Annotated in this window: 13 protein-coding genes; 3 read left to right on the top strand and 10 right to left on the bottom strand. The window is 42.1% G+C overall.

The window, feature by feature from the left end; all coding sequences use genetic code 11:
- Positions 1–168, top strand: a 168-nt coding sequence (locus EQO05_RS10295) for a DUF169 domain-containing protein (RefSeq protein ID WP_205793777.1), incomplete at its 5' end; no start/stop codon positions are given.
- 240 nt (positions 169–408) lie between these two features.
- Here EQO05_RS10295 and EQO05_RS10290 read toward each other — a convergent pair.
- The 5 genes from EQO05_RS10290 to EQO05_RS10270 all read right to left on the bottom strand — a co-directional run bounded on the left by EQO05_RS10290 (position 409) and on the right by EQO05_RS10270 (position 2709).
- Positions 409–804 carry a hypothetical protein gene (locus EQO05_RS10290; protein WP_128506216.1) on the bottom strand — a complete coding sequence of 132 codons (396 nt, stop codon included), beginning with the start codon at positions 802–804 and terminating at the stop codon, positions 409–411.
- A gap of 19 nt (positions 805–823) precedes the next feature.
- Positions 824–1135, bottom strand: a complete 312-nt coding sequence (locus EQO05_RS10285) for a carboxymuconolactone decarboxylase family protein (RefSeq protein WP_128506214.1) — start codon at positions 1133–1135, stop codon at positions 824–826.
- 79 nt (positions 1136–1214) lie between these two features.
- Positions 1215–1811, bottom strand: a complete 597-nt coding sequence (locus tag EQO05_RS10280; protein ID WP_128506212.1) for a hypothetical protein — start codon at positions 1809–1811, stop codon at positions 1215–1217.
- 270 nt (positions 1812–2081) lie between these two features.
- On the bottom strand, positions 2082–2396 hold the full coding sequence (locus EQO05_RS10275) for a hypothetical protein (RefSeq protein WP_128506210.1): 315 nt from the start codon (positions 2394–2396) through the stop codon (positions 2082–2084).
- A complete protein-coding gene (locus EQO05_RS10270; protein ID WP_128506209.1) occupies positions 2380–2709 on the bottom strand; it encodes a pyrimidine dimer DNA glycosylase/endonuclease V in 330 nt (109 codons plus the stop codon). The genes EQO05_RS10275 and EQO05_RS10270 overlap by 17 nt, the downstream gene beginning before the upstream one ends.
- 137 nt (positions 2710–2846) lie before the next feature.
- Here EQO05_RS10270 and EQO05_RS10265 point away from each other — a divergent pair, with 137 nt between their 5' ends.
- On the top strand, positions 2847–3920 hold the full coding sequence (locus EQO05_RS10265; protein WP_128506207.1) for a hypothetical protein: 1074 nt from the start codon (positions 2847–2849) through the stop codon (positions 3918–3920).
- A gap of 376 nt (positions 3921–4296) precedes the next feature.
- Here EQO05_RS10265 and EQO05_RS10260 read toward each other — a convergent pair whose 3' ends face one another.
- The 3 genes from EQO05_RS10260 to EQO05_RS10245 form a co-directional block, all read right to left on the bottom strand.
- The gene (locus EQO05_RS10260) at positions 4297–4530 is read right to left on the bottom strand and encodes a DUF378 domain-containing protein (RefSeq protein WP_128506205.1); all 234 of its coding nucleotides are present in this window, start codon (positions 4528–4530) and stop codon (positions 4297–4299) included.
- A 1212-nt stretch (positions 4531–5742) separates the two neighbouring features.
- Positions 5743–6483 (bottom strand): MBL fold metallo-hydrolase, encoded by a 741-nt coding sequence (locus EQO05_RS10250; protein ID WP_128506201.1) that lies wholly within the window; start codon positions 6481–6483, stop codon positions 5743–5745.
- A gap of 2 nt (positions 6484–6485) precedes the next feature.
- Positions 6486–7766, bottom strand: coding sequence for an ATP-binding protein (locus tag EQO05_RS10245; protein ID WP_128506199.1), 1281 nt, complete (start codon positions 7764–7766; stop codon positions 6486–6488).
- A gap of 480 nt (positions 7767–8246) precedes the next feature.
- Here EQO05_RS10245 and purC point away from each other — a divergent pair, with 480 nt between their 5' ends.
- Entirely contained in the window at positions 8247–8960 is a 714-nt protein-coding gene (gene purC, locus EQO05_RS10240) for a phosphoribosylaminoimidazolesuccinocarboxamide synthase (RefSeq protein WP_128506197.1), read from the top strand.
- A gap of 137 nt (positions 8961–9097) precedes the next feature.
- Here the strand turns inward: purC and EQO05_RS10235 are convergent, their stop codons facing one another.
- The gene (locus tag EQO05_RS10235; protein ID WP_128506195.1) at positions 9098–10324 is read right to left on the bottom strand and encodes an Nre family DNA repair protein; all 1227 of its coding nucleotides are present in this window, start codon (positions 10322–10324) and stop codon (positions 9098–9100) included.
- Positions 10321–10686 carry a transcriptional regulator gene (locus tag EQO05_RS10230; protein WP_128506193.1) on the bottom strand — a complete coding sequence of 122 codons (366 nt, stop codon included), beginning with the start codon at positions 10684–10686 and terminating at the stop codon, positions 10321–10323. The genes EQO05_RS10235 and EQO05_RS10230 overlap by 4 nt, the downstream gene beginning before the upstream one ends.
- Between the last annotated feature and the right edge of the window lie 21 nt (positions 10687–10707).

Raw genomic sequence — 10707 nt, 5'->3', positions numbered from 1 at the left:
TCGGATGGGGTTGTAAGGGTCTACAAAGAAGGCAAAATCGGAGTTACAGTCGGCTGCAGCGGCAGCAGGACATACACGAAGATCTCAGACGAGGAAATGATTATGGGAATCCCAATCGAACTTCTGGCAGATGTCTCCTCAGGTCTCAAAGCAATCTGTCCAAAATAAATTTAAAATTCAGGTTTTTACCCTGAACGTAAATTGTCCTATGCTCAAGCCCTTTCAGGAGATTATTAAATCATAAGTTTCGTGAAAGGGCTATCAAAAACAATGCTTCTGGTAACTCTTTAACTGGCGAAGATCAGACTGTTGATGCCTGGTTTGACCTATAAAAAAGATAAAGATCCGCTTTCGGAAGATAATATGAGCAAAGTAAGGAATAAAAAATAAAGTAGTTTTAGAGCTTGCTTACGCCCCAAAGGGTACAAGATATACGCCATCTGCCCTTTTTTGTCCTTTTACCAGCTCACAATGCCTCAGGAGAGCAAACTGGTTCTCGGCTTCCAGCAGGGAGATTCCAAACTTTTTTACAATCTCTTCTTTTTTTACCCCGCCGCTGGAAGCAATAAACTCATAAATGGCTTTTTGCAGTTCCGTCAGTCCTTCTGTCCCTTCAAGCCCGGCTTCTTCTCTGAAGATTTTCTTGGAGCGAACTGCCCAGGGGTTACATGCCTGGATTTTATGGTGCCCTTCTATAAAGCAGTCTTCACAGAAAAGCTTGCCTTCTTCCTCTATACAATCTTCTTTTTCCATCTCGCAGCCGCAAACGTTACATTTGACAGAATTGGTTTTTCCTTCGGTCAACTCATCTCACCTCGCTGATTCAGACATTCAGTTCATCCAGAATTTTAAGAACGATTACCGATCCATAGGCTACCGCAGGTCCACCAGCCATCACTATAGCTGTACTGACGGTCTCCAGGATTTCCTCACGGCTTGCTCCCAGTTTTACAGCTTCAGGAACATGCTTCCAGAGACAGTATTCACATCGCAGGGATACTGCAATCGCTACCATCATGAGTTCTTTCGTTTTCGCACTTAAAGCTCCGTCTTTAATAACTTCGGAATGGAGCCCGTGGACTGCACTCATTACTCCAGGGAGTTGCCCGGCCAGAATCCGTACTTTTTCATCCATGTCGATTTTTTCGGTGAATGTTTCACCTCCTTTAACACACTAAATCCCATAAGTGGTTTAAAAACTATTAAAAGTAGATTTAAGAGTCAAAAGGCACCATGTACATTTCATCTCCCATTTTCCGCCACTTCACGAGCTCACAATGCCTTAATATCGCAAGCTGGTTCCGGGTTTCCTGGGGCGTAAGCCCAAAGAGTTTAGAAACCTTTTCAGGCGTTACCCCTCCTTCAGCCTGTATAAACCGATAAACTTCTTTTTGAAGGTCGGTCAGCCCGTCGGTACCTTCCAGTCCATACTTTTTTCTGAAGAGTTTTTTAGAACGTACGGCTACAGGATCTGCAAACTTGATTCTCTGGTGCTCTTCCAGATAGCATTCTTCACATGTTACCCGCCCATTTTCTTTGATATATTCATTTTCTGGAATTTCTTTTCCGCAGCCTGGACATGTTACACAATAGGAAACATTTTGATCGAATACCCGGTTGCCGGATTCGTTTGTTCTTACCAGACCGTGAAATTCCAGATAACTTACAATCTCATATACTGTCGACCTGGATAGGCCATATCTTGTTTTTGCTTTTTTTATAACATCTCGAATATGGAAACCGCAGTCTATATGGGCTTCTTTTATGCACTCAATTATCCAGATTTCCTCTTCATCCAGTACAGGTTTCATTATATTCTCCGGAAAGATGTGAAAAGACGAGGTTTCAGGCTTTCCTGCTGCCATATCGCAGATCTGGCGACGGTATATTCTCTCCAGAATGTTTCTCTCTAGTAAATTAGAGTTTATTATATATTAGTTTATCGATATGTATATATATTTGTCTTGAATTTTAAAAGATTGAGCAGAAAAGATAAAGAATTAGCGCCATACATTAATTACCAGCGGCATGGTAGTAAGACAATGGAAAGACACAGTAACAAAAAGTAAAGGATCAGTGTCTCATTCCAGGCTGACGGTAAGTTCTACCACAGTTACAGGCTGAACAAATGCCAGAGAGAAACGAATAAATTCATACGAAGTTCTGCTGGAGATATGGATAGAATAACCTCTACTAATTAAGACGTATAAGATTAAATTTGTCTTAACCTTAGATCCTGAAACTATAAGGTAAATTTGTCTCAACTTTAGACCCTGAAATTCACTCCCCTTTTTACCCGGACTAAGAAGCCTTGCCTTCATAAAGAAGTTTGAAAGCACAGCCAGGGATGTGAATTTTCGTTTTCCTGAAAGAACCGATTCAAACCCGGCAATCACACCCCCTTTCTTTCAGGAGCCTGACCTGCTCTTCATAAGAATTCACAAGCTCATCCTGAACAGCCTTTCCCGTCGCAAAAGCAGGATCAAGAGGAGTGTGATGCTTGTAACCCCTTTTTGTCATTTCCTCTACCAGGGCTTCATGCCTCAGGTAGAGAGCTTTGAGTTTCCCCCTCCAGCGCATGGTTTCGGGATGATGCGCATAGCCCTTTTTGTTATTGATAATTATTGACCATAAAGCATGCAGCTCACGATGTTCCCCTAGCAGGTGCTGCCTGCATAGCCTTTCAGGAGGTATATCCCAGATTCTCATAAGAGAAATTCGAGCACATTTATGAAAGGGTTTTCGGAGGGAGAAGAATTCACTTAATACGGAAATTCAGCCTTATCTTCTATGTCTGATTCTTTGTTCTTATACATATTTACGTACTACTTGAGAAAACATTGTCCATGCAACTGCGGATACTCAAGCATCCTGGCTTTTTTCTACTGCTTCTGACTGCCATATGCTTTTTTCTCACTCCCGTACTTGCTCATGTGCCAGCTTTTGGTGGAGAAGGTGAAAATCCTGAATCCGCTGTCCTGATTGAAAATGCTGCGAAATCATGGGTTTTTTACGGGCAGATTGCTTCCGAAGACCTAAAATATTACGCTTTTAAGATGGAAAAAGGAGAGAGAATTGTACTCGGGCTCACCGTCCCGATTGAGGAGGTAGACCAGGGCTTTACTCCTAACCTGATTCTTATGGGGCCGGGTCTTGAGGATGAGGGACGGGCACCTGAGGGATTGGAAGTGCCCGATGGATATGGGGCAAAAGTACTTTCCTACGGTATGCCTGAGAGTCCAGTATATGAAGGGTTTACCCCGAGTGCCTTTTATTCACTTGCCCGGCTCGATATGGAAGCTCCGGAAAGCGGGATTTATTATGCCGCAGTAGGTGCGGTACATGGAGCAGATATAACAGGGGGAGAAACTGTCCCGGAAAGAGAAGTCCCGAGCGAAGGAAATTATGGGATGGTTCTGGGATACCGGGAGACTTTCACCTTGAAAGAATGGATCACCGTACCCCTGAGCCAGATAAGGGTTTATCGCTGGGAAGGGCAGAGCCTGTATTTGATATTCACCCCGCTTGCATTAACTCTTGCAGCCGGGTTTCTGGCAATATACCTGAAAAAGGAAACTGTAGCCGGACTCAGCCCTGCACGCATGTCAGGGATACTTGCAGGTCTTTTCTTCCTGGGTACGGGAGCCTCATATATTTTCCAGATGCTGATGTCATTAAGTAAAAGTTCGTACTCCCCGGAAATTGCTATCACTGTAGTTTTAATCTTATCCAGTATAGGACTTGGAGTTGCTTCAATCACGTTAAGCCTTAAAAATGAGACTTATGGCGGAGGATCAGCAAGAAAGCGGTTTTACTTCTTTTCGCTTGGAATAGTAGGGCTTTTATTGTGGGCAGGATGGTTCATAGGGCCGCTTCTGGCTTTTGAAGCTGCATTGCTGCCCTGGAAGCGTAAAGAATAAAATTCGGTTCGACCAGGAAGGATAAAACTGCTCTAAGATGAGCAGGAAATTGCCTACAGAACATACGGCATACTGCATTCAAAAAATTTCAAGGGCAGAGAAGTTATAAAATAAAATACATTATATTAAAGTACATTATATTGACAAACATAATAAGACTACGAATTAAAGATTATTATGACGTTGATAAAACCTGATATTTGACAATAACTGAGAAATCGGATTAAAAATAAAGAGAGAAAAATGAAGAAAAAATTTTTAGAAGGAATAGAAAAAAATTTGTCCTATTTTATATCCAGCCTTCTTAAAAAAATTACAGCTGGTTAGGTCTCTTTCACGGTGCTACACCGGAAAGGAGCTTTCCAATCATTTTTACTTAATGGCGTGTCGTAGTACCATGAGTTTGATACGTATCAGATCTTACGGTGAAGTAGATCGTATAAAGCGCTGCAAGCCCTACAAGGATATAGATAATTCTTGAAAGAGTACTCCCTTCCCCGAAGATAGCAGCTACCAGATTAAAGTCAAAGAGCCCTATAAGCCCCCAGTTTAATCCGCCCACTATAACAAGTATAAGTGCAATCAGGTCTACTGGATTTCTTACTGCCATAGATATCACTCCCTTTTTGTTTTATTTTCCCATTCAATATAATAGGAAAAAATATAATAATCCCAATATTAAAATTGGATGTACTTGTATTTATATGTGACTAACATAAAAATTAGAGCCCTTTAAAGAGAAAAATAGAAGAAATAAGAGATTAGATTGTTATTTAGAGATAGGAATCCTTTTATTTTTCAGACATTCTTCGAACTGTATATTTCGAGAGAATTATAGTCGTTTGCAGATATATTACTTTCTTTCGAGACAGTTGTTTTGAATCCATATAGAATAATGAAAACACCTTTTTTCAACAACCTTGCCGGGCGAGTTTCTGACCTCCCGCCCATTATATCCGTATCAAAGAACACCAGATATACCAGATACTACTAAATATATGGAGATTACATAAAAAATCAAGTTTATAAATACCTTACCAGCTTTATAGTCAGATTTAGCTTGATATTCGTTTTCATATAGCTCAACGTATAATCTGTAATCTATTGATTTTCGATTCCAGTTATCAATTAATACGCAACATGCTCCTACTAACATAATTAAGAAACTAGCTTTTGTTGCTAAATTAAAAACGACCGGGTAACTCTTTACAATTAAAAAAGTAAGTATAATACCGTCAAAACCTATAAAATACTTATAATAATTATCCAGAGAAAAGTAATGCTGATTCATAATTCTACACCGTATAAAATCCTTTAGTAATACTAAAACATTAAGATAAATATTAATCTAATGCTTCTATGCGAATTTTGTTTACCAGCTGAGTGGCAGGTTTTAAGACCAGTCTACCTGAAGAAATAGATTCATTCTAATTTCTGATTCTTGAAGCAGGTGAAATGCTTCAGTCATCTGGGAAAAACCCGAATTCAAACTTTATTAAGCTTGTACACATATCGATAAAAACTAGATCTCAGTGTGCGACATAAGCAAAAACCTGTATAAATTATTTGTAATAAATTGGCGATTTCTACAAAAAAGTACATTTTCAACATATATTTTAATACTCGATTTTCTTTTTAGGATTTTATAACTCATTTACCTGTTACCAAAATATGGATGAAACGATGTATAAACGATGTATAATACACCTAAATACACCTAATGCCAAAAATATAGATGAAGATTAGAATTTAGGAGTGAAACTGGTCCAGTTCAGAAAAATAATTAAGCAAAATAATACTGATAAGCGAGATGCCGAAAATTTTAGAACTCAAAAACCTGCTCGTCATATCCGAGGGGCAAAAATAATGCTTCAATATGGTGGGGACGGAACAGATGACTGAGATGGGTCAAAACTACTTCTTTTGCATTGAGTTGCTCTGCGAGTGCCATAGCCTCTTCTGAGTTCATGTGCTTTTTAATATGGATATGGGGAGGGACTATAGCATCGGCAATAAGAAGGTCCGGGTTCTGCATCAGCTCCAGGCTGGCTTCAGGAATCTTTGAGTTTGTGTCTCCTGTGATCACTACTTTCCTATTACCTTCACGAATTATAACCCCTGCCGGAATTTCTACTGGAGGGTGGTTGACCTTAAAAAGAGAAAACTGTAGCCCTATTAGCTCGAATGGCTCATAGAGCTTTACGTAATGATACCTGGGTTTAAGAAAGGAGACATACCGGTCTATATATTCGAGAGTTTCGCGAACTCCATAGACATCAACCTTATTTTGAACCCTGTAAAATTCACCGAACCCGGCGTAATGGTCATAGTGCCCATGCGTCCAGATTACTCCGTCTACGCAGGAAAGGTTTTGCTTGAGAAACTGCTGCCTGAGGTCAGGGCTGGTGTCAATAAGGATTTTACCCTCTCCGGACTCAACAAGGATGGAAGAACGAAGACGCTGGCTCTTTCCACCCTTTCGGGCATCTTCACAGGCAGGGCAATTACATCCGATTTTAGGCGTTCCGACAGCATCGCCGGTCCCAAGCAAAGTTAGCCTCATCTTTACTTCTTCCTTTCATATTCTTCGGATTTAAGGTCAGACCTTTCATCAAAAGATTTTACCGCTTCCAGCAGGTCTTCCTGGGTAAGTATTTTACGTTCCTCAAGAAGAGCACTGAGGACAGCTTCCCTTATAACCATGCGCAGGTCTGAACCTGAATAGCCTTCTGTCAATTCGGCAATTTCTGCTGTATCGAAGTCCCCTTCAATGTGCCGGGTTACGATATCCAGAATGTTTTTACGCATATTAGGGTCAGGAAGAGGGAAATGGACTATTTCATCAAAGCGCCTCCACGCCGCACTATCAAGCATGCGGGGGTGGTTGGTCGCGGCGATAAGAAGAACTCCATGCTCTACAAGACTAATTTCATCTATGGCTTTAAGGAGGGTATTGACTGCTCGCTTGATCGCAGCGTTTTCGTCCGAGGTTCTTGCTTTTGCTACGAAATCCAGCTCATCTATGAAAAGAATGCAGGGATTGAGTTTCTTTGCAAGCAAAAACACTCTGTCAATGTTCTTTGCGGTCTCACCAAGATACTGATCGGTTATCATGGAGAGTTTAACCTCAACAAACGGGATTGAGAGCTGTTCTGAGAGTGCACGGGCAACCGAGGTTTTTCCGGTACCAGGAGGGCCTACGAAAAGGAGTTTTCCTATATCATGCAGGCCAATTTCCCGCAGGTATTCCCTGTGCTTAATTGCTTTCATAATCTTTTCAACTTCGCTCTCCTGTTCTTCAGTGAGCACAAGGTCGCGGACTTTTTGCTTTACATCCTCAGGGGCGATAATGACCACGAGTTTAAGCATTTCTTCGCTTTTGTCCTCTTTCCTGATCTCAGCTATCAGGGACTCTATCCATTCCCTGTCAACTTCCTTGGGCCTTATTTTAGCCTTTGCGAGTGCATAATTTGCAACCTCACCCTTTCTTATTTCTCCAAAGTAATAAGCCAGGACAGGGTTATTCTCAATCCGTTCCTGAGACCCCTCCTGCTTTTCAAACCATTCTGCAGCAAGTTCGAAAGCACTCAGACGAAGTTCAAAATGAGACTTATCAGTATTTATGAAGGGGACGTTCCTTACGATTTTTTCGATATCCTTGATTCCATACAGTTTTTCAATACGGATAAACGTGGCTGTAACGGGTTTGGGAACTGTTTTTTCTGTGCCACTCCAGTAGTTTTTCCGAATGTTTTTTGGAAGATCGTTCACATCCAGTTCTGGATAGCGGTTATAGATCTCTGCGGTCAGCAGTAGTTCTACAATATCTAATATAGTGCCTGACATGTTTTTACCTGTTGCGTGCTTGGACTAATCCACTATCAAGTGTTGGGCACTCAAATGCGGTAAGTTCTTAAGTCTTTTTTTAAGTTGCTAAACCTAATAATTGAGTTTCTTCGGTGATAAAATTTACTAAGCAGTCGGCAGTAAAAGGAAAGACCGGCTGGAGATGATAACTTTATCTAGCAGAAGACATTATCATCTACTCTATCTCTTTCGAGAATCAAGGCATATTTTTGGAAAAAGCTTTTGCCGCGTCCGGAAAATGTCCCACTTTCGGAGAGTGATCATGAATTCTGGAAATAATCGAATAATCTCCGTGAGAATACTCGCGTTTTAGAGAGGATTCGATCCAATATAGTTATTTCTGGAATACCACGGCATTATCAAAACTCATTCATTATCAGAACTAGTATATTAAAACTATCATTCCTCAGATCTCTCTATCTAAGGAAATCCAGAATTATCCCTAGAGAGGACCATTGCATGACAAGAGAACAGCTCTATTCAGGGAAAGCAAAAACTATTTATAAGACGGATGATCCTGACACCTTTATTGCCGAATTCCGAAACAGTCTGACTGCGTTTAACGGCGAGAAAAAAGGGGAAATGGAAAAGAAAGGGTATTACAACGCCCAGATCTCAAAAAAGCTCTTTGAGATGCTTGAAGCAGAGGGAATAAAGACTCATTTTGTCGAAATGCTTTCTGATATTGATATGCTTGTGAAGAAAGTCGATATCATAAAAATTGAAGTCATTGTCAGGAATATTGCCGCAGGCTCGATTACAAAGAAATATCCCTTGAAAGAAGGCACTGTTTTCAAGTCACCGGTGATTGTTTTTGACTTCAAGAGCGACGAATATGGGGATCCCATGCTGAATGACGACATTGCGCTCGCGCTTGGACTGGCAACAGAGGAGGAACTTGCCACACTCCGAGAACTCGCTCTGAAAATCAATAAACTGCTTGTACCCTATCTGGACGAGAAAGGCATCCTGCTTCCGGATTTCAAGCTGGAATTCGGAAGAAGAGGCGGAGAGATTATCCTTGCAGATGAGATTTCCTGCGACACCTGCCGGTTCTGGGACAAGAACACAGGACAATCCATGGATAAAGACGTCTTCAGGTTTGACAAAGGCGACATTTCCAAAGCCTACGAAGAAGTTGCCCGGCGGATAGTGCCTGAGATCTTTGAATAAACCTGAGAAAGGCAGGGAGCTTGAATAAGCCCGATAAAAGGCCTCAAAATTTTCCTGCCTGCCTGTTTTCCTTTTTACATCGTAGTAAACAGTTACCCTTACTGGTGTTACACCTGCACCGATTTCTGTATTTATTACTATGATCTAAAGAAGAAGTCCAGCGTTGTTTGAAAACGGAAGTCTGAAAGCAGCTTTGCCTGCTGTATCCATTCGGCTTCTGGTGTGCGTACCCTGCCCGCAAGATCTGAAACTGCAGCTTCGAGAGAATCGAATTTTTTAGGAGGGTTCTGCATAGCTTTCCTCATGCCCTCCCTGACAACCCAGACTCCCAGGGGAGCCCAGTAGTCCGGAGTTATTTCCCGGAGCACGAAAACCGAAGCCTGCCTTTTGATTTCCGTAAGATATTCAAGTACAGGAAGCCTTGCAGCATAATAACCTCCAGCCAGGGTAGAATATCCTTTTTTTCCCTCGTAACCTTCACTGTCTTCCGCAATCCAGCTCGACTCTCCAGACCAGACTGTTTTTGGGAGCCAGGTTTCAATAAGTTCGAAGGAGTAAGCCCGTGGAAGGATAAGGACTTCAAAATGGTTCCCAAAATGGGTTCCGCTAAATAGCTGGATCTCTGAAACCCAGGGAAAATCCTTTATACGGTCTGCAAATTCTTTTCCTGCCATATCATCCACAGCTGTAATTGACCAGCGCGTTGGCACGATCTTTCGCGCTTTTCCGAGAAGGCCGATGGATAGCAGGCGCGTAATATGTTCAGCCGGGATGTCTCCTTTATAAAGTTCAAGCACAGCGTCTTTTGCGAGGGCATCAGTGTCATAGGCAAGGTAGTCTACTTTTTTAGGGACTTTCGGGTTTTCTGCAAGCTCAAAGTTTTTTACAAGTCCTGAAGGCCCCATAGGCGTGAGCACGGCATCGAACTTGAGTTCCTGTTTGGGGGTTTTGAAAAACCAGGCTTCGGTATCAACCGGTTTTCTGGAGAGGGCAAGTTCCTGAGCCTTTATAAGGAGAGGGTTTTCTTTTCCCTGGGCATCTTTTACATGGAAGTTTGTATTTGCCCTGACCATGCGGGAACGCAGGGAGATAATATCTTCAATTTGCATATTTGCCCATGCTGCAGGCTCCTCAAAAGCCGGGGCTTCACTCTCTTTTGCCAGAGGAGGAATGAGCGGGCCTGCCGATACCCTGGGGTAACCATAACTTCCGACAAAAATAGCTGGGGGAGATGCCCCAAAAACCGAGTTTCCTGAAATTACAGGAGCAATCGATTGTAAGGTCTTGAATTTTTCAAGGATTGGGCAACGGGGGCGCCCGCAGAGTCCTTTTCCTTTGCATTTAATACATAGCGTGCCATTCACTTTAGATCCATATCCTCGCATATAATACAGGGTTTAGCCTCAGGAGCATTCCTGTATAGCCAGCCGGATTTCTGAACAAAACTGCAAACCCCGCACATGCCTTTCGCCTTTTCCTTAGAGGATAGATTTCGATTTAGAAGCACTGATGCAAACTTGCGAATCTCATTTTGAGTCTCCTCGGAAAAACCAACTTCAGCACCGCGCTTCTCACTCACATATTGGGATACCGCAGCCCTTGAGAGCTCCAGGATGTCCGCTACATCCTGTTGCGTGCACCCATGTTCAAAAATCATTGTTCTGGAAAGCTCGGCCCGGATTGCGGGCAAGACTTTCTGTACCATAATTTCGCATGTTGTTTTCATGGGAGACCGACACCGCATAAA

The organism is Methanosarcina sp. MSH10X1 (assembly GCF_004099695.1).
In the GTDB taxonomy this organism is placed as follows: Archaea; Halobacteriota; Methanosarcinia; order Methanosarcinales; family Methanosarcinaceae; genus Methanosarcina.
This window is presented reverse-complemented; position numbering and strand designations above follow the sequence as displayed.

Excerpts from the sequence above, each read along its gene's own strand:
- EQO05_RS10285 (WP_128506214.1), bottom strand. The coding sequence starts at position 1,135 with ATGGATGAAAAAGTACGGATTCTGGCCGGGCAACTCCCTGGAGTAATG.
- EQO05_RS10280 (WP_128506212.1), bottom strand. The coding sequence starts at position 1,811 with ATGAAACCTGTACTGGATGAAGAGGAAATCTGGATAATTGAGTGCATA.
- EQO05_RS10270 (WP_128506209.1), bottom strand. The coding sequence starts at position 2,709 with ATGAGAATCTGGGATATACCTCCTGAAAGGCTATGCAGGCAGCACCTG.
- EQO05_RS10265 (WP_128506207.1), top strand. The coding sequence starts at position 2,847 with ATGCAACTGCGGATACTCAAGCATCCTGGCTTTTTTCTACTGCTTCTG.
- EQO05_RS10260 (WP_128506205.1), bottom strand. The coding sequence starts at position 4,530 with ATGGCAGTAAGAAATCCAGTAGACCTGATTGCACTTATACTTGTTATA.
- EQO05_RS10250 (WP_128506201.1), bottom strand. The coding sequence starts at position 6,483 with ATGAGGCTAACTTTGCTTGGGACCGGCGATGCTGTCGGAACGCCTAAA.
- EQO05_RS10245 (WP_128506199.1), bottom strand. The coding sequence starts at position 7,766 with ATGTCAGGCACTATATTAGATATTGTAGAACTACTGCTGACCGCAGAG.
- purC (WP_128506197.1), top strand. The coding sequence starts at position 8,247 with ATGACAAGAGAACAGCTCTATTCAGGGAAAGCAAAAACTATTTATAAG.
- EQO05_RS10230 (WP_128506193.1), bottom strand. The coding sequence starts at position 10,686 with ATGAAAACAACATGCGAAATTATGGTACAGAAAGTCTTGCCCGCAATC.